The organism is Pontibacter sp. MBLB2868, from assembly GCF_051904785.1.
Taxonomy (GTDB): domain Bacteria; phylum Bacteroidota; class Bacteroidia; order Cytophagales; family Hymenobacteraceae; genus Pontibacter.
Map to the genome: position 1 here is coordinate 1,920,991 of NZ_CP196710.1, position 17,822 is coordinate 1,938,812.

Below are 17,822 nucleotides of genomic sequence, written 5' to 3' on the forward strand. Positions count from 1 at the left end.
GCTTAATGTTCAGGAGTAGCAGTGGTACTAATACCTGTCTCTAATGATCTTCTCCAACACTGCATTTCTTATTGCATCTGCCGCTTCGAGTTCCTCTTCCTGCCAGGGCAGTGACGTAAATTTAACCTGCTCCTGGTAAACTGAAAAAGAATTTCTGGGATGATATGTTTTGCCATCAGGCTCCATTTGAATCGCTTTGTTGGGGTTTCCACCCCATTTCACGATCTGGGTAATTTCTTTTCGGAAACCTAACATATACTCCCCCTGCTCCGCATTTATAGGCAGCACAATCAATCCACTTGCAATTTCCTTAAAATCCTTGCTCTGTGCAAATTCATTCGGAAGGTTATCTGTGGCATATACCTTATCTATTTTATGCCTCCTGAACCAAGCCACAAGCTCTTTAATTTCCTGTGAAGTTGGCACCTCGCCACTTGTCCAGGTGCTCCCCTCAAAAACAATGGCGGCACCAGATAAATTCAGAAGACCTGACAAGGATGGCTGCCCTTCTAGCAGGCCTTCAGCAATAGTGGTGCTATTGTATAATTGCTCCAGTAGCTGCGCGTGTACCTCTTTTAACTGTGCCCGAATGGTGGCTGACACTTCCGCCTCTTTCCCTGCAAGTTGACCTGAAATAATGCTGCAAAGCAATTCCAATGCAGACCGGAGTTCGTAGCCCGGGAAAATTGGCGTTTTGTGATGGCAGGATATCAACCCCCACAATTTGTCGCCTATAATTAGCGGCAACGACATGGAGGCCATGATATTCATATTTGCCATATACTCTAAGTGCACAGTGGCAACGCTGCGCAGGTTACAATCAGATAAATCTGTAAAGCGCTGTGTAAGTGGATTTATAACAGGCAGCAGGCGAACAGGAGTATACACCCTGTTAGGAATGAGCCGAAAAGGATTACTGAAGTATAGATCACGAGCCTGCTTTGGCACGTCGGAGGCAGGAAACCGCAACCCCATGTAATCGGCCATGTCATCTTCTTTCGCTTGCGCTATTACGATGCCGTTCCATTTCGGATCGAACTGATACACCAGGACACTGTCAAAACCTGCCAGCTTTTTTATAGAATCCGCTGCTACCTGAGCTATTTCAGGAGTTGATAGAGCATTCTTGAGAAGTGAGGTAATGAATTTGACCTGTTGGTAAAGCTCTAAAAAAGAATTGGAATCAGATGCTGATGGTTTATTCTCCTCTAACTCTAGCAGTACATATTCATCTTTCGGGTGGATCAGAGCCGTAAAATATGCCTCTTTACCATTAATCGTGAACGTGATATTAAGAGGTATATTATTTTCGTGGATCTTCAGATCAGCTTTCGACAAGATTTCCTCGTACTGCGCTGCCGTTACAAAATCAGCTAAAGGCTTATCCAGTACATCCTCAACAGTTGCTGAGATAAAATCTGCTATGTTCTCACTAACCTGTGCTATGTGCAACTCTCGCTTATCAAGTACTAACATACACCCGTATGGCTGTATCAGGTTGACTAAGTGCAACGGTATGCTGCCACAGAATTCTGAATCATAGTCCTTTTTGGTTGTCTGATTAACCAGAGGGAGATTATCTTTCATCAAATAAAATAGGTTTTGATAATGGGGCAAACATTACTACCGACACCAGAAGCCAATAGTAAACGCGAAATAATAAATACCTGACTTAACCCCTATTTTACTGTTAATCAGGCACAAAGGTTAAAGATTAAAGTCAGTTTAAGTATGTTAAATTAGTTTGTCACCTGCTGAAAAAAACGAACTTTTGTGCTTTCCGGTACAAGTTTTAAACCTTTGGGAATACCCTGATGTGATTCTTTCATATGGTTTTTATACCAGTCCTGGTAATTGCTTTCTTCATTCCAGAAAGTCGTCACCCAGATCTCATTCAGGTTTTCCTGCGGCGACAGCACTTTCATTTCCAGGAAGCCTGCGGCAGCATCAACCAGGTGAGGCCTTGAAACAAAAGCTTTTTTAACTTCTTCAGCCATACCATTGGCTACTTCAAAAATACTTACAGCTACAAACATTAAATATATATTACAATCAAACCCAGGATAGCCATTGTTAAGAGCGTGAACTCAAAAGAAATAACATACGCCAGGTTCAACATTAAAGTGCTTCCTAATTTACAATTATAAAATAAAAAGGCCTTTTTAGCTAAAAAATGACCTTTAATCATAACAACTTCTTAAATTTAATTGCACTGAAGTCTGCTGCTTCAAAATAATACCAATTGATTTCATTACCGTTTTGGCCCATTATCCAATGCTTTTATCTCAGATTTATATGCAGCAGGAAGTACAATAGATTTTAATAACCAATCCAGGTGTATAATTCTGCTAAGTTTATAAACCCCGATAACGGGGGTTAAATAAGGTATTTGGCTAAACTCCATTAAGTCATTCACCACCTGGGGCACCACAAGTTTTTGCGCTTCCAGTAAAAGAAGATACCTCACAAACCCCAGGTGCTTTCTGTATTGTTTGTAAAGATCTGCGGTGTACTCGCTTTGTGCCAGGTTGTTTCTCAGGTGCCCGGCACGCGCCACCACCCAATCCGTATAAGTAGCAGGTAAATCTTTTAAACCCATCCTGTTTCCTAGCCTGCAGAATACAAAAAACACTTCCGCTTTCTCACTATCCGTCATCTTACGTTCCAATAATTCAAAAGATCGAATGGAATAGTCAATCAGCATGTAAAGTACATCCCTATAAGCCCAGTCTGGAATAGACATTCCTCTCGCTTCTTCCACGCTGGCATGTATTGAAGCCATCCGGTCAATGGCCTGGTGTGCCTTGTCTTCAGTTGAAAAAACAATTAATTGGGCATAGGCTACCGTTGAGAACAAACGGCCCAGTGGGTCGGCTGGTAGCCGGCCTGTAAAGTAAAGCCAATCCACCGCTTTGTTTAATGCAAATTCGGCAGATGCGCCTGCAAAAACAAAGAGCACGGTGTCTCCTTTTCCCCAAATCTGTCTGACGATAGAGTCTTTTGCAACAAAGAATTTCATATATCTTTAACGCCTGGCAGCTCTAAAACGTGCAGGAAAAGTTTGAAAGGTTTACTTAAAACAAGTAAAGGCTATGCTTCCCAGATTAATGTATGCGCAAGAGTAATTATAAGTAAATTACTGTACTGCGGCTGGCAGGTAAATCAGTGGGCTGCCAAATATGTCTCCTCCATTGCAATCAGATCCTGCAACAGATCCAGCGTAACATTACCCGGAATCCCCCTGCCAATTGCTTTCTCCCCTATCTTTACAATAGGAAGAATACGTTTTGTAGTACTGGTCAGGAAAACCTCTTTTGCCTTGTACACCTCATCCAGGGTGATTTCACCTTCCACTACCTTATACTTTTTAGATGCAAGTTCAAGAACGCTCCTTCGGGTAATGCCGGGCAATACATTGTGCTTAGGTGTCGCTACTGTTCCATCCTGCTTCACAATAAAAAAATTACAGCGCGGGAATTCAGTCACAATTCCGTTGGTATGGTAAAGCACCTCGTCTGCTTCCTGTTCCCGAATTGCTTTCTGAAGCCTTATGCCCATAGTATAGTTGATGGTTTTGACCTGTGGCAACTCACGCACATATTCATGAGTGATAATTTTTATGCCTTTCTGAATTAATTCGTCGGGTGGCAGCAACAAGGGCTGCTGCTGAATAAGCAGGTTTGGTTCTGCAGGGTCATATCCATTTTCTGAATATCCTCCCGTCAGAATAATCTTTAGCCCAGAAGTATCCAGATCATTTTTGTGTACCAGTTCTTCAATCAGCGTAGTCAGCATTTGCTTTTGAAATGGCACTCTCAAATAAAGGGCACCGGCTGAATTGTGAAACCGGTCTAGGTACTGTTGCAGAAAGAGCGGTTTCCGGCCTTTCACTTTAATAAAATCAAAAACACCATACCCTCGCTGTATAGCAAGATCACTCACATGCAAGCACGCTTCACTTAACGGGATAAAGCTACTATTCAGGTACGCGAACAAAGTAGGTTTTTCAGCCATGGTAAACTCTGATAAAGATCTTTATAGGTAAAACAGGCTTGCCTGCCAGTAGTAAAATAAGTTCGTTAAACTTACAGAGTTTGTTGTTCTTTTTCTTTAAAATATCCTTAAAAAACCCTAATAAACCCCTACCTGTCAATAAAACAGGGGATTATTCGAACTAAATACAATAAAGAATGCTTTAATGAGTTTAGCATTTAAAGTTTTAATGCCTGCTTATTAACTAAAAACATAGTATTTTGGGCAATGAACCTATAATGTTAAGTGTAGTAAATTTTTAGTCAACTTATTCCAATCAATTATGAAAGCATTCTTTTTATCCTTGCTTTTTGCATCATCAGTTACAATGGTAAATGCGCAGCAAACGGCTACAGAAGAAGCTAAACCATCAGAAAAGCTACTAAAGCAATTTAACGGTCTAAAAGAAAACGCAAACAGCTACCGCGAAGGCAGTCGTGAGTACAAGGTGGTGAGCGTGAGTGCAATGGATGCTTTTTGGAACAGCGTAGAAAAGAATATCAAAGCTACGGAAAGCAAGCTTGAAACAGCCCAGAGCGATGCAAAAGATGAGCTACAAGCTGCCCAGACACAGGTAGAAGTACAAAAGAAGCAGATCGAGGCACTAAAAAAAGACAATGCCCTGAAGGATGAAGAGGTAAGGAAAAGCGACAGTATCTCTGTGTTTGGCCTCCTGTATATTCCTAAGCAGGCATTTGTGATACTGATGCTGTCCATCATCGCTGTGCTGGTACTTATCCTGGCCGTTGTTTATTATCAGTTTAAAAATAGCAAACAGGTTACTGATGAGAAGAAAAGGGCATTTGAAGCCATTGACCAGGAACTTAACGATGTGAAAAAGAATGCTCGTGAGCGTGAGTTAAAATTAAAACGTGACCTTCAAACAGAAATGAATCGTATTGAGGAACTTAACCACGAGATTACTAAACTTCAGAAGCGGGTTGTAGCATAAACCCTGCAAGAATAACTTTATAAAAGCAGCCTGAAATTCGATTTTCAGGCTGCTTTTTTTTAATCCTTTTAAGTAGGTACAAACCCTAAACCTCCTTGCCTACTTACTCAAATATTGAAACCCAAGCAACAAGTTATCAAAACTTTATAGATTGGTTTTAAGTATAAATAATTAATCGTAATTTTACGATCATAAAATTATGGGAGCAACAAAGAAAGAAGAGTTTTCGGAAGCTGATATATTAGTAGCATCCTATGCCAAGGCACTGGCACACCCGGCACGTATTGCCATACTACGTGTTTTATTAGATCGTACTACCTGCATTTGTGGCGATATAGTAGAGCAGCTGCCCTTGTCTCAATCTACGGTTTCGCAGCATTTAAAAGAACTGAAAGATGCTGGTCTGATCAAAGGAGAAATCGACGGTAAAAAAGTATGTTATTGCATTGACGAAAAGGCGTGGACAGAAGCACAGCAGCTATTGCAGGTGATGTTTGGAAGATTCACTTCCATCAGATCCGGTTGCTGCTAATTTTTTGAATTTTATCATCGTAATATACCGATAAATTTAATTTAAAAACTATGAATAACGCAGAAGAACTAAAAAAACTAGTAAAAGAGAAATACGGTGAGATTGCCTTGCAAAGTAAAGCGCAAAATGAAAACTCCTGCTGTGGAGCTACAGGCTGCAGCACTGTAGATTATGCCATTTTCGCAGATAATTACGCTGACTTGGAGGGCTACAACCCTGACGCTGACCTGGGGCTAGGTTGTGGTGTACCGACAGAATTTGCACAGATAAAAAAGGGTGACACAGTAATAGACCTGGGTTCAGGTGCCGGTAACGATTGCTTTGTTGCGCGTGCATTGGCAGGGGAAAAAGGGAAAGTGATCGGGATTGACATGACGGAGGCAATGATTGCCAAAGCCCGTATAAACGCTGATAAACTTAATTTTAACAATGTTGAGTTTCGACTTGGCGAAATTGAGAACCTGCCAGTTGCTGCCAACCGCGCTGACGTTGTGATCAGTAATTGTGTGCTCAACCTGGTTCCTGACAAGCAAAAAGCCTTTGCAGAAACATTTCGGGTGCTGAAGCCCGGAGGTCACTTTAGTATTTCAGATGTGGTGCTGGTAGGTGAATTACCAGAGGGATTGTTGCAGGCCAGTGAAATGTATGCCGGATGTGTGTCTGGTGCCATTCAAAAAGATACTTATCTGCATGTAATTCAGGAGGTAGGATTCGAAAACATTACCATCCAGAAAGAAAAAGTAATACAGGTACCTGATGGGATCCTTTCCGATTACCTGGATGAAGCAGGCATAGAGGCTTTCCGTAAAAGTGATACGGGAATATTTAGTATAACTGTATACGGCAGTAAACCTATGAGCCCCGCTTGCTGCGAACCTGGCTCCGATTGCTGCTAATATAAAACTACACTTGCCCCATAAAATAGTAGAAAGCGACATGAAAAATGTTAACCGTAAGCGCCTAGGCTTTCTGGACCGGTACCTGACCCTCTGGATTTTCCTGGCTATGTTAGCCGGGATTAGCATCGGGTATTTCTCACCTGAGAGCTCAGCTTATGTGAGCACCCTATCACGAGGCACAACCAATATACCCATTGCTATTGGTCTAATCCTGATGATGTACCCGCCCCTGGCTAAAGTTGATTACCGATTATTACCTCAAATCTTTAAAAACACGAAGGTTATCGGGCTTTCGCTGCTGCTAAACTGGATAATTGGTCCTGTACTTATGTTCGTGCTTGCAGTCGTTTTTTTAAGTGAATACCCTGCCTATATGACTGGGCTTATACTTATTGGCCTTGCCCGTTGTATTGCTATGGTGCTGGTCTGGAATGACCTGGCCGATGGTAGCCGGGAATATGCAGCAGGGCTAGTTGCTGTGAACAGCATCTTTCAAGTTTTCCTGTACAGCTTTTATGCCTGGCTCTTTCTTACGAAACTGCCACAGTTATTCGGCTTTGAAGGTGCTATAGTAGATATCTCCCTGAGCGTAATAGCAGAAAGTGTCTTGATTTATCTCGGCATTCCATTTGTAGCCGGTATCATAAGTCGGGTTGTGCTTGTGTCACTTAAAGGGAATAACTGGTATCAGAGCCATTTTTTACCAGCCATTTCTCCTATCACACTCATAGCCTTATTGTTCACAATATTGGTTATGTTCAGCTTAAAGGGAGATCTGATAGTAACAATCCCTTTTGATGTATTAAGGATAGCTGTCCCGTTATTGCTCTACTTTGTTATCATGTTTGTGGTGAGCTTTTTTACTGGCAAACTAGCAGGAGCAACTTACTCTGAAAACACTTCCATCGCTTTTACAGCGGCAGGCAATAATTTTGAGTTAGCAATTGCTGTGGCTATCGCCGTTTTCGGTTTAAATTCAGGTGAGGCGTTTGCCGGTGTTATAGGGCCACTGGTAGAAGTACCTGCCCTTATTGCGCTGGTAAACGTCACTTTCTGGCTTCGCAGGAAATATTATTCAGGAAAGTTAGAACCTAAAACGGCATGAGCCTATTACCATTACTTGCCTCCACAGTTCATCAGTTAACGCAATCTTTTGATGAGATTCCTGCAGAACGCAAGGTGCTACTGGAGCAACTTTCTCATGTAATCAGAGAGAAAACAGTAGAAGATAATACCACAAAACTCGTGTTTATATGTACGCATAACTCCCGTAGAAGCCTTATGGCGCAGCTTTGGGCGCAAGCGGCTGCCTTACATTTCGGGGTAAAACATGTACAATGCTTTTCTGGTGGCACTGAAGCCACAGCTTTTTACCCCGCTGCCGTGAAAGCCTTAAAAACCTGCGGTTTCGAAATTATAAAGGAGTCAACTGCTGAAAACCCTGTTTATATGGTTAGGTTTGCTGCAGATGTTAACTCCATCGGAGTTTGGTCAAAGCAATTTGATCTAGCCCCCAATCCATCTGCGGGTTTCTGTGCTATTATGACTTGTACAGATGCCGATGTAAACTGCCCGGTAGTTAGGGGTGCGGAAAAGCGCATTTCTATTCCGTATCAGGATCCAAAGCTTGCTGATGCCACTGCTCTTCAACAAAAAGAATACCTGGAAAGGGCGCAGCAAATAGGGCGTGAAATGCTGTATGTTTTCAGTAATGTATAAGTTTTTTAAAATAAAACGTGCTGTCGTTTATCACGGCAGCACGTTCTTCCTTTAGACTAGTTGTTCAATTAGCTTTGCTTTACAAGCTGGATTTCACTGTGAAGACGTATTTCATCACTCACTACCACGCTTCCTGCTTCCGTAACAGCATCCCATTTTAATCCAAAATCCTTACGGTTGATCTTTCCTGAAATCGTAAATCCGGCCTTTGTCTGACCATAAGGGTCAACTACAACGCCACCAAACTCAACGTTCAAAACCTCCGGTTTCGTTATGCCACGAATTGTTAAATCCCCGTGCAGCTTATACTCATCATCAGAAACTTTCTTAAAATCCTTACCTTCAAATTTTAGCTGCTCATGCTCTTCCGCATTAAAAAAGTCATCTGATTTCAGGTGCGTATCGCGCTGTTCGTTGTTCGTGCTAATAGAATCAATGTCAGCAGTAAACAGTATTTTAGAAGCTTTCGTAAAATCTTCATCCTCCGTTTCTACCTCAACATTAAATTGCTTAAAGTAACCTGTTACAGTAGTTATCATCAGGTGCTTAACCTTGAACTGCACTTCGCTGTGTGTGGGGTCTACGACCCATTTAGTTGTTGCCATGATCTTTTTTTAGCTTATTTTAGTTGATATTATACGCTTTTCATCCCTTTTAAAAACAGAATCAGATTATAGATAGTAATAGTAAGAATGCGTACCCTTTATCTCTACTGATGCTGTAAGTCAAAATATGCCTATACATATAATGTATGTACATTAATTATACAGTTAGGGTTGCATAATATTTTGACAAGATCAGAGTGACTTGTTATCAGGATTTAAATTATTGAAGTTCAAGGGAGTTAAAGACTTCCTTTTTAGTTATAGCCATGAATTACGAGACAGATGTCTTCAGAGAGCTAAGCAGTTGGAAACTAGAAATGGAACGCCCTCCATCATTTCTAAATGATATTTCAAGGAAGCTGCAATACAAACTGAACAGCTACATACCTGAAAAGGTACATACAGCGATTACCACTGCTATAAAGCAGATGATACGAGCTATGCTTTTCGGGGCAGGAAAAATCACACAAAAACCGATTGAAATTCTCCCTCTACAAGCCCGTGAAGCAATGGTTCTGGAGCGGATCAGGTATTACCAGGGTGCCGCTGCCGCCGAAGGAGGCATTACGGGAGCTGGAGGTATATTACTTGGCTTGGCAGACTTTCCGCTATTGCTAAGTCTTAAACTAAAACTGTTGTTTGACATTGCCGCGATATATGGCTTCAATGCTGAAGATTATAGGGAGCGGGTATACCTTTTACATATTTTCCAGTTAGCATTTAGCAGCCATGAGCACAGGCGGCATGTGTACCAGCAGATGGTTGACTGGGAAACGCAGAAGCTACACCTGCCAGAAGACATCCATGAGTTCGACTGGCGCATATTTCAGCAGGAGTACCGGGATTATATTGACCTGGCTAAAATGGCTCAAATGATACCATTGATCGGAGCTCCTGTAGGCGCTATCGTCAACTATAAACTAATAAAGAAGCTAGGGAACACTGCTATGAACGCTTACCGGATGCGCCTGAAGGAAATGCGTTACTTACACAACACTTGATCTGAAGTCTTTAAGCAGGTTGTGAAGAAATTCAAACCAATCACTTTTTGTCAGCTGCGAAATAAACTACCTTTGCAGCATTAAAAAAAGCTATAAAACTACTACACTTTCATGCCTCAAAACACGCGATACCCTAAGGAGACTTTTGAAATAAAAGGCTGGGCACGTGAAGAACACTACCATTTTTTCAGAACATTTCAGCAGCCTTTCTTTAACGTACATACTGAAGTAGATATAACAAGCCTGTACCACTTCTGTAAGCAGAACAAACTATCCGTATTCTTAGGTTACCTGCATGCTGCCACAGCAGCTATGCAAAGTACTGAAAATATGCTGCTCCGGATAGAAGGTGATAAAGTGGTAAAGTATAAAGGTGTTGACATTTCTACTACTGTGCTGAAAAATGATAAAACAGTATCATTCGCCCACCTGCCTCATCACCCGGAGCTACAAACTTTTTGTGCAGAGGCAGCAGGGATCATTGAAGAAGTAAAGAACAGCAACAAGCTATTTTATGGTTATAATGGTCCTGACTTGATCCATGCTACTACCCTGCCCTGGTTCCCATTTAAAGGTATGGAACATGCTCACCTGGATGATGCAGACGATGCCATTCCTAAACTTGCTTTCGGTAAACTGGAAATACAGGACAAACAGGTTATACTTCCAATGAGTGTAAGGGTGCATCATGCCTTGGCAGACGGGTACCATATCCATTTGTTCATGCAGCACCTGGATGCATACATGCAGGCATTAGCTTAATAAGTAAAAAGGCCACTACAGTAAAGCAGTGGCCTTTTTATCTATACTTCTAGTTATCCGTATACTTCTCTCTTTGCTGCTCTTAAGGTGTTTTTCATCAGCATAGCGATCGTAAGTGGTCCTACGCCTCCGGGCACAGGTGTTATGAAACTGCATTTTGGAGCCACAGCATCAAAATCAACATCGCCGCGCAAGCGGTAACCTGCCTTTCGCGTAGCATCCGGTACGCGGGTCGTTCCAACATCAATTACCACTGCGCCTTCTTTTACCATGTCAGGTGTAATAAGACCAGGCTTACCCACAGCAGTAATAATGATATCAGCCTGTCGTGTAAAATAGCCTAAATTCACTGTGTTTCGATGGCAGAGTGTAACAGTTGCATTGCCCGGGTAAGCTTCTTTTGCCATTAAGATACTCATCGGCGATCCTACGATGTTGCTTCTGCCAACCACCACGCAGTGCTTTCCATGTGTTTCGATCTCATAGCGGGTCAGTAATTGCAGGATGCCGGCAGGCGTTGCAGGTAAATAAGATGGCAAGCCAGCAACCATGCGGCCAACATTCGTCGGATGGAAGCCATCAACATCCTTTTTGGGATCTATTGACTCTAATACTTTTTCGGTATCGATATGCTTAGGTAACGGAAGCTGCACGATAAAACCATCCACCAGCACATCCTCGTTCAACTCCTTTATCTTAGCCAGCAGTTCTTCTTCAGTAACAGTATCTTCATAGCGAATAAGCGTAGAGCCAAAGCCAATTCGCTCACAGGCCAGCACTTTATTATTTACATAGGTAACAGATCCTCCGTCATTGCCTACAAGTATAGCAGCAAGGTGAGGCACTTTGCCACCATTGGCTTTGATATCAGCTACTTCATCAGCAATTTCTTGTTGTATGGTTTCAGATGTTTTTTTACCGTCGAGCAGGGTCATTACAAATCAAAAATTAAGAGTTATAGGATCAGTGGTTACTATATTATATCACAAATACCGGCATGCAATAAAAGAAAAGCCCCGACACGCGGAGGCACGTCGGGGCTTGTTGCTATTTAGTCGAGTTTAAGCACGGCTAAGAAGGCTTCTTGCGGAATTTCCACATTACCTACCTGGCGCATGCGTTTCTTACCTTTTTTCTGTTTCTCGAGAAGTTTACGCTTTCTTGAAATGTCACCGCCGTAGCACTTGGCCAATACGTTCTTGCGCATGGCTTTTACGGTTTCACGGGCTATGATCTTTTGCCCGATAGCTGCCTGAATGGCGATCTCAAACATCTGACGCGGCAGCAACTCACGCAGCTTCTCGCAGAGGCGCTTGCCCCAGTCATAGGCTTTATCGCGGTGTACGATGGCGCTCAGGGCATCCACCGGCTCCGAATTCAGCATCACATCCAGTTTCACCATGTTTGACTGGCGGAAACCGATCAGTTCATAATCCAGGGAGGCATAGCCACGGGAAATGGTCTTCAGCTTATCAAAAAAGTCGAACACGATCTCAGCCAAAGGCATCTCAAATGAAAGCTCTACACGGTCACTGGTCAGGTATGTCTGGTTTTTCAGGATACCACGCTTATCCATACACAATGTAATGATCGGCCCAACAAACTCAGATTTAGATATGATCTGAGCTTTGATAAAAGGCTCTTCGATACGATCAATATAATTTGGCTCCGGCATTTCAGAAGGAGCACTCACCTTCAGCAACTGATCCTTTGTCGTATAAACATGAAATTGCACAGAAGGAACAGTCGTGATAACCGTCATGTCAAACTCCCGTTCCAGGCGTTCCTGCACAATTTCCATGTGCAGCATACCCAGGAATCCGCAACGGAAACCGAAACCAAGTGCTGCAGAGGTCTCTGGCTCCCAAACCAGGGAGGCGTCATTCAGCTGCAGCTTCTCCATGGAAGCGCGCAGTTCTTCGTACTCACTGGTTTCAACCGGGTAAATACCGGCAAAAACCATTGGTTTTACATCCTCAAATCCTTGTATACCTTTGGCCGGACGATCTACGTGCGTGATCGTATCGCCAACTTTTACTTCTTTGGCATTTTTAATACCCGAGATAAGATAGCCTACATTACCGGCGCCCATTTCCTGCCGGGCTTCCTGGTTAAGCTTTAATACCCCTATTTCATCTGCTTCATAGGTCTTCCCGGTATTTATGAACTTCACCTTCTCCCCTTTCTTCAGGGTTCCGTTAAAGATGCGGAAATAAACCTCGATACCCCTGTAGGAATTAAAAACGGAGTCAAATATTAATGCCTGAAGCGGTGCAGCCGGGTCGCCTTTCGGAGCCGGTATACGATCACAGATAGCATTTAAAATTTCTTCGATACCTATACCAGCCTTACCGGAAGCATGAATTATGTCCTCCGGCTCACACCCGATCAGCTCAATTATCTGATCAGATACTTCTTCAGGCATCGCGTGCGGAAGGTCAATCTTGTTCAGCACCGGGATGATCTCAAGGTCATTTCCGATGGCTAAGTATAAATTGGAAATTGTCTGCGCTTCAATACCCTGCGAAGAGTCCACGATAAGCAAAGCGCCTTCGCAGGCGGCAATGGAACGGGAAACCTCATAGGAAAAGTCTACGTGGCCTGGTGTATCGATCAGGTTGAGCACATAATCCTCGCCTTTGTAGTGGTAGTTCATCTGGATGGCGTGGCTCTTAATAGTGATGCCCCGCTCACGCTCCAGATCCATGTTATCTAGCAGCTGGTTTTGCATTTCACGCTCCGCTACTGTTGAAGTAAACTCTAACAGGCGATCGGCCAGCGTACTTTTACCGTGGTCGATGTGGGCGATGATGCAGAAATTACGGATGTTCTTCATAAATATGTATACGAAGAACAAAGTTAAGAAGAAAGTGGCTTTGTTACTGCGTCTGTGCCAATATTTATAGTATGAAAAGCATTTAAGAAGTAAGCATCAGCTGGAACTTACCCTAAACCGGCCTCTTTAGCCAATGATACTAAGTCTGCGACGTTATTGGTTCCTAGCTTTTGCTGAATGTTTTTACGGTGTGTGCTGACAGTATTGGTACTAATGTACAGTTTTTCGGCTATAGCCCTGGTGCTCATACCCTTGCAAACCAAGTTAAGTATTTCTACCTCCCTTTTCCGAAGGTTTTTTATCAGCAACCTGTTCTTATTCTTCAGATTTTCACGGAGGGCCTGCACCAGCTGCTCTCCGGTATTCATTTGCGGACTCATGTCCACGTCCACACAAAGAATTTCCTTTACTTTCCCTTCTTCATTTTTATGAAATGCCCGCGCCCATCCAATAAACCACTTATACTCTTTTGCGTTTTTATGCTTCGCCCTGAACACGCCGCCATATTCGGTCCCATTAAAATTTTTGTAGTAATCAATGCTGTCGTCCGGAATGGAGTGGTCATCTGGATGCACAATCTTATACATATACTCTAATCCACCCATCTCTTTGATCTCTTCCAGGGTATATCCCAGGGTTTCCTCATTTGTCTTGTTGCACCAGATCACCCCTTTTTCCAGGTCCGATATGTAAATATTGGCAGGGATCTCATTTACGACCTTCTCCAGGAAATCGCATTTTTCCTGCAAAGCCCGGAGGTTTTTCTCGAGTTCAAGTATATTTAGTTCAGAGGGGATAGATGACTTAGGAGCAGACATATAAGGCAAAAAACAGTATTAATGCTTAGACTAATGTATAATTAACTTATAAATATAAGACTACCTTCTCAAATAACCCAAACAATAGTATTTCCTTTTTGAGCTTCATGGCAGCCATTAAATATAGCACGCATGCAGCTCTTCTTCATCCACTAAACCTGTAAATACTCGCCAAAATTGACTATATTCGCATCAAATTTGAAAAATCCTTGTTAAGTATACATGCAAGCAACTACTGTAGAACCATACAAGCCAGTCAATCATGTTCGTATCGTAACGGCGGCTTCGCTGTTTGACGGCCACGATGCAGCGATCAACATCATGCGTCGTATTATTCAAGCCTCAGGTGCAGAGGTGATCCACCTCGGCCACAATCGTTCGGTTCAGGAAATAGTGGATTGTGCTATTCAGGAAGACGCACAGGCTATTGCCATTACCTCCTACCAGGGGGGCCATATTGAATATTTCAAGTACATGTATGACCTGTTACAGGAGCGTGGCAGTAGCCATATCCGCATCTTCGGCGGCGGCGGCGGCGTTATACTACCTGTTGAAATAGAGGAGCTGCAGGCTTACGGTATTGCACGTATCTACTCTCCTGACGATGGACGCGCAATGGGACTTCAGGGCATGATAAATGACATGCTGCAGAAGTGCGATTTTCCTACTGGTAAGAACCTGAATGGCGAGGCAAAGCACCTGCAGGAAAAAGACCCGAAAGCAATTGCCCGCTTGATATCTGCCGCAGAGAACTTCCCGGAAGAAGCACGCAGTATTCTGAACGAAGTGAAAGAGCAGGCGAAACTAGTAAATACTCCTGTTCTAGGCATAACAGGCACGGGTGGTGCCGGCAAGTCATCGCTGGTAGATGAACTGGTGCGACGCTTCCTGATCGACTTCCCGAATAAGAAGATCGCTATTATTTCAGTAGACCCATCCAAGCGTAAGACGGGTGGTGCCTTGCTGGGCGATAGAATCCGGATGAATTCTATTTCAAACGAGCGTGTATACATGCGTTCGCTTGCAACCCGACAGAGCAACCTGGCCCTGAGCAAGTATGTGCAGGATGCTGTGGATATTGTGAAAGCCGCTAATTTTGACCTGATCATTCTGGAGACTTCCGGTATCGGTCAGTCTGATACCGAGATCATAGAACATTCCGACACAAGTCTTTATGTGATGACGCCGGAATATGGTGCCGCCACTCAGCTCGAGAAGATCGACATGCTGGACTTTGCCGATGTGATTGCCCTGAACAAATTCGATAAGCGTGGTGCCCTGGATGCCCTGCGTGATGTAAAGAAACAGTATAAGCGTAATCACCAGCTGTGGGACGTGAACGATGAGGATATTCCGGTGTTCGGCACCATTGCCTCACAGTTCAACGACCCGGGCATGAATCAGCTGTACCGGGCCATTATGGCCAAGATCACTGAGAAAACAGGTGTACAGTTTGACTCTAACCTCCAGACATCAAAGGAGATGTCGGAGAAGGTGTTTATCATTCCTCCAAGCCGCACACGCTATCTTTCTGAAATATCCGAGACTATCAGAAACTATGATAAATGGAGCAAAGACCAGGCAGAGGTAGCGCAGCAGCTTTATGGCATTAAAAAATCCATAGAGGCAGTACAAGGCATAGAAGTGGAAGATAAAGACCGCCTGGTAAAACAGCTGGAAGCAGCCTATGCCGAAGTGGAGCTGAACCTGGACGGCCAGAACAAGAAGATACTTGAGAACTGGAAAGAAAAGGTACAAGCCTACAAGAATGAGTTCTATGTGTTCAAGGTACGTGACAAGGAGATAAAAATAAAAACCCACACGGAGTCGCTCTCGCACCTGCAAATTCCAAAGGTTGCCACACCACGCTACGAGGCATGGGGAGACCTGCTAAAATGGAACCTGCAGGAGAACGTGCCGGGTGAGTTTCCATACACGGCGGGTGTGTTCCCTTTCAAGCGTGAAGGCGAGGACCCTACCCGTATGTTTGCCGGCGAAGGTGGACCAGAGCGCACCAACCGCAGATTCCATTATGTGAGTCTGGGAATGCCTGCCAAGCGTCTTTCTACAGCCTTTGATTCGGTAACACTTTATGGAGAAGACCCTGATTACAGACCAGATATCTATGGCAAGATTGGTAACTCTGGTGTGAGCATCTGCTGCCTGGATGATGCCAAAAAGCTTTATTCCGGCTTTAACCTGTCTGATCCGAAGACATCTGTTTCCATGACCATCAATGGTCCGGCTGCTATCCTGACAGGTTTCTTTATGAATGCCGCTATTGATCAGCAATGTGAGCTATACATTAAAGAGAATGGCCTGGAAGAAGAGATAAACGCGAAAATTGACACTATTTATAACGACAAAAATTCTGAGCGCCCTAGCTACCAGGGGCCACTGCCGGAAGGTAACGATGGCCTGGGTCTGATGCTTTTAGGCGTTACCGGCGACCAGGTACTGCCAGCGGAAGTATACGAGCCAATTAAGGAGCGTACCCTTGCAGCAGTGCGTGGAACGGTACAGGCCGATATACTGAAGGAAGACCAGGCACAGAATACCTGTATCTTCTCTACTGAATTTTCGTTGCGTTTGATGGGTGATGTACAGCAATATTTCATCAACCATAACGTACGTAACTTCTATTCTGTGTCAATCTCGGGTTACCACATTGCCGAGGCCGGCGCCAACCCGATTTCACAGCTTGCCTTTACACTGGCCAATGGCTTTACGTTTGTAGAGTATTACGTGAGCCGTGGCATGGACATCAATAAGTTTGCTCCTAACCTAAGCTTCTTCTTCTCCAACGGTATCGATCCGGAATATGCAGTGATTGGCCGTGTGGCACGCAAGATCTGGGCTAAAGCGATGAAGCACAAGTATGGCGCAGATGCCCGTTCGCAGATGTTGAAGTACCACATCCAAACTTCAGGCCGTTCGCTGCACGCGCAGGAGATCGATTTTAACGATATACGAACCACGCTGCAAGCACTTTACGCCATTTACGACAACTGTAATTCGCTGCACACCAACGCTTATGATGAGGCCATTACTACGCCAACGGAGGCTTCTGTTCGTCGTGCCATGGCCATTCAGCTGATTATCAACCGTGAGTTAGGACTTGCCAAGAATGAGAATCCGCTGCAAGGCTCCTTCATCATCGAGGAACTGACTGACTTAGTAGAAGAAGCGGTGCTGACAGAGTTTGACCGTATTACGGAGCGCGGTGGTGTTTTAGGCGCAATGGAGACCATGTACCAGCGTGGCAAAATTCAGGAAGAGAGCTTGTATTATGAGACCCTGAAGCACACCGGTGAATATCCGATTATCGGGGTAAATACATTCCTTTCTTCTAAAGGCTCTCCAACGGTTATTCCAACAGAGGTTATTCGTGCCACTGAGGAGGAGAAAAAATACCAGATCAGTATGGTGCACACCCTGCAGGAGCGCAATGCTGACAAGGCAGCTGAGTTGCTGAAGCGACTGCAGCAGGTTGCCATCAACAATGGTAACATTTTCAGCGAACTGATGGAGACTGTGAAATACTGCTCACTAGGTCAAATTACGAACGCGTTGTTTGAAGTAGGCGGACAGTATCGTAGAAACATGTAGTAGACTCTATTTTTTAAGCTGCCAGATGCAGCAATTATAAAAAAGGGGAAAGCAGCT

General features: G+C 43.8%; 16 protein-coding genes. 8 read left to right on the forward strand and 8 right to left on the reverse strand.

Translation table 11 applies throughout. The annotated features are described in order from the left end of the window. Positions 1–27: 27 nt before the first annotated feature. The 4 genes from ACSX1A_RS08250 to ACSX1A_RS08265 form a co-directional block, all read right to left on the reverse strand. On the reverse strand, positions 28–1,587 hold the full coding sequence (locus ACSX1A_RS08250; RefSeq protein WP_439883150.1) for a GAF domain-containing protein: 1,560 nt from the start codon (positions 1,585–1,587) through the stop codon (positions 28–30). A 152-nt stretch (positions 1,588–1,739) separates the two neighbouring features. Then, positions 1,740–2,036 (reverse strand): antibiotic biosynthesis monooxygenase family protein, encoded by a 297-nt coding sequence (locus ACSX1A_RS08255; protein WP_439883151.1) that lies wholly within the window; start codon positions 2,034–2,036, stop codon positions 1,740–1,742. Positions 2,037–2,251: 215 nt separating this feature from the next. Continuing rightward, positions 2,252–3,019 carry an oxygenase MpaB family protein gene (locus ACSX1A_RS08260; RefSeq protein ID WP_439883152.1) on the reverse strand — a complete coding sequence of 256 codons (768 nt, stop codon included), beginning with the start codon at positions 3,017–3,019 and terminating at the stop codon, positions 2,252–2,254. Positions 3,020–3,162: 143 nt separating this feature from the next. Further along, complete coding sequence (locus ACSX1A_RS08265) at positions 3,163–4,014, reverse strand: aminotransferase class IV (protein ID WP_439883153.1); 852 nt, start codon at positions 4,012–4,014, stop codon at positions 3,163–3,165. A gap of 301 nt (positions 4,015–4,315) precedes the next feature. On the opposite strand from ACSX1A_RS08265, the gene ACSX1A_RS08270 reads away from it, so the two are divergent. From ACSX1A_RS08270 to ACSX1A_RS08290, 5 genes are all read left to right on the forward strand, one after another. Beyond that, positions 4,316–4,984: a hypothetical protein gene (locus tag ACSX1A_RS08270; protein WP_439883154.1), complete on the forward strand. Its 669-nt coding sequence runs from the start codon at positions 4,316–4,318 to the stop codon at positions 4,982–4,984. A 199-nt stretch (positions 4,985–5,183) separates the two neighbouring features. After that, the gene (locus ACSX1A_RS08275; protein WP_439883155.1) at positions 5,184–5,516 is read left to right on the forward strand and encodes an ArsR/SmtB family transcription factor; all 333 of its coding nucleotides are present in this window, start codon (positions 5,184–5,186) and stop codon (positions 5,514–5,516) included. Positions 5,517–5,566: 50 nt separating this feature from the next. Beyond that, on the forward strand, positions 5,567–6,412 hold the full coding sequence (locus ACSX1A_RS08280) for an arsenite methyltransferase (RefSeq protein ID WP_439883156.1): 846 nt from the start codon (positions 5,567–5,569) through the stop codon (positions 6,410–6,412). 40 nt (positions 6,413–6,452) lie between these two features. After that, entirely contained in the window at positions 6,453–7,520 is a 1,068-nt protein-coding gene (gene arsB, locus ACSX1A_RS08285) for an ACR3 family arsenite efflux transporter (protein ID WP_439883157.1), read from the forward strand. Next, positions 7,517–8,134 carry a protein-tyrosine-phosphatase gene (locus ACSX1A_RS08290; RefSeq protein WP_439883158.1) on the forward strand — a complete coding sequence of 206 codons (618 nt, stop codon included), beginning with the start codon at positions 7,517–7,519 and terminating at the stop codon, positions 8,132–8,134. The genes arsB and ACSX1A_RS08290 overlap by 4 nt, the downstream gene beginning before the upstream one ends. A 68-nt stretch (positions 8,135–8,202) precedes the next feature. Here ACSX1A_RS08290 and ACSX1A_RS08295 read toward each other — a convergent pair whose 3' ends face one another. After that, positions 8,203–8,739 (reverse strand): YceI family protein, encoded by a 537-nt coding sequence (locus tag ACSX1A_RS08295; RefSeq protein ID WP_439883159.1) that lies wholly within the window; start codon positions 8,737–8,739, stop codon positions 8,203–8,205. Between the two features lie 266 nt (positions 8,740–9,005). Between ACSX1A_RS08295 and ACSX1A_RS08300 the strand changes: the two genes are divergently transcribed. Both ACSX1A_RS08300 and ACSX1A_RS08305 read left to right on the forward strand, forming a co-directional pair. After that, positions 9,006–9,740, forward strand: coding sequence for an EcsC family protein (locus ACSX1A_RS08300; protein WP_439883160.1), 735 nt, complete (start codon positions 9,006–9,008; stop codon positions 9,738–9,740). Between the two features lie 111 nt (positions 9,741–9,851). Next, positions 9,852–10,502 (forward strand): CatA-like O-acetyltransferase, encoded by a 651-nt coding sequence (locus ACSX1A_RS08305; RefSeq protein WP_439883161.1) that lies wholly within the window; start codon positions 9,852–9,854, stop codon positions 10,500–10,502. Positions 10,503–10,555: 53 nt separating this feature from the next. On the opposite strand, the gene ACSX1A_RS08310 is transcribed toward ACSX1A_RS08305, so the two are convergent. The 3 genes from ACSX1A_RS08310 to ACSX1A_RS08320 all read right to left on the reverse strand — a co-directional run bounded on the left by ACSX1A_RS08310 (position 10,556) and on the right by ACSX1A_RS08320 (position 14,156). Beyond that, positions 10,556–11,437 (reverse strand): bifunctional 5,10-methylenetetrahydrofolate dehydrogenase/5,10-methenyltetrahydrofolate cyclohydrolase, encoded by an 882-nt coding sequence (locus ACSX1A_RS08310; RefSeq protein ID WP_439883162.1) that lies wholly within the window; start codon positions 11,435–11,437, stop codon positions 10,556–10,558. 116 nt (positions 11,438–11,553) lie between these two features. Further along, positions 11,554–13,338, reverse strand: coding sequence for a translation elongation factor 4 (gene lepA, locus ACSX1A_RS08315; protein ID WP_439883163.1), 1,785 nt, complete (start codon positions 13,336–13,338; stop codon positions 11,554–11,556). 107 nt (positions 13,339–13,445) lie between these two features. Further along, on the reverse strand, positions 13,446–14,156 hold the full coding sequence (locus tag ACSX1A_RS08320; RefSeq protein ID WP_439883164.1) for a LuxR C-terminal-related transcriptional regulator: 711 nt from the start codon (positions 14,154–14,156) through the stop codon (positions 13,446–13,448). A gap of 222 nt (positions 14,157–14,378) precedes the next feature. Here ACSX1A_RS08320 and ACSX1A_RS08325 point away from each other — a divergent pair, with 222 nt between their 5' ends. Further along, positions 14,379–17,765 (forward strand): methylmalonyl-CoA mutase family protein, encoded by a 3,387-nt coding sequence (locus ACSX1A_RS08325; protein ID WP_439883165.1) that lies wholly within the window; start codon positions 14,379–14,381, stop codon positions 17,763–17,765. The last annotated feature ends 57 nt before the right edge of the window (positions 17,766–17,822 follow it).

Coding starts and splice junctions, on each gene's coding strand:
- ACSX1A_RS08310 (WP_439883162.1), bottom strand. CDS start 11,437: ATGACCCTGCTCGACGGTAAAAAAACATCTGAAACCATACAACAAGAA.
- ACSX1A_RS08300 (WP_439883160.1), top strand. CDS start 9,006: ATGAATTACGAGACAGATGTCTTCAGAGAGCTAAGCAGTTGGAAACTA.
- ACSX1A_RS08305 (WP_439883161.1), top strand. CDS start 9,852: ATGCCTCAAAACACGCGATACCCTAAGGAGACTTTTGAAATAAAAGGC.
- ACSX1A_RS08270 (WP_439883154.1), top strand. CDS start 4,316: ATGAAAGCATTCTTTTTATCCTTGCTTTTTGCATCATCAGTTACAATG.
- ACSX1A_RS08280 (WP_439883156.1), top strand. CDS start 5,567: ATGAATAACGCAGAAGAACTAAAAAAACTAGTAAAAGAGAAATACGGT.
- arsB (WP_439883157.1), top strand. CDS start 6,453: ATGAAAAATGTTAACCGTAAGCGCCTAGGCTTTCTGGACCGGTACCTG.
- ACSX1A_RS08275 (WP_439883155.1), top strand. CDS start 5,184: ATGGGAGCAACAAAGAAAGAAGAGTTTTCGGAAGCTGATATATTAGTA.
- ACSX1A_RS08295 (WP_439883159.1), bottom strand. CDS start 8,739: ATGGCAACAACTAAATGGGTCGTAGACCCCACACACAGCGAAGTGCAG.
- ACSX1A_RS08255 (WP_439883151.1), bottom strand. CDS start 2,036: ATGTTTGTAGCTGTAAGTATTTTTGAAGTAGCCAATGGTATGGCTGAA.
- ACSX1A_RS08320 (WP_439883164.1), bottom strand. CDS start 14,156: ATGTCTGCTCCTAAGTCATCTATCCCCTCTGAACTAAATATACTTGAA.
- ACSX1A_RS08265 (WP_439883153.1), bottom strand. CDS start 4,014: ATGGCTGAAAAACCTACTTTGTTCGCGTACCTGAATAGTAGCTTTATC.
- ACSX1A_RS08290 (WP_439883158.1), top strand. CDS start 7,517: ATGAGCCTATTACCATTACTTGCCTCCACAGTTCATCAGTTAACGCAA.
- lepA (WP_439883163.1), bottom strand. CDS start 13,338: ATGAAGAACATCCGTAATTTCTGCATCATCGCCCACATCGACCACGGT.
- ACSX1A_RS08250 (WP_439883150.1), bottom strand. CDS start 1,587: ATGAAAGATAATCTCCCTCTGGTTAATCAGACAACCAAAAAGGACTAT.
- ACSX1A_RS08260 (WP_439883152.1), bottom strand. CDS start 3,019: ATGAAATTCTTTGTTGCAAAAGACTCTATCGTCAGACAGATTTGGGGA.
- ACSX1A_RS08325 (WP_439883165.1), top strand. CDS start 14,379: ATGCAAGCAACTACTGTAGAACCATACAAGCCAGTCAATCATGTTCGT.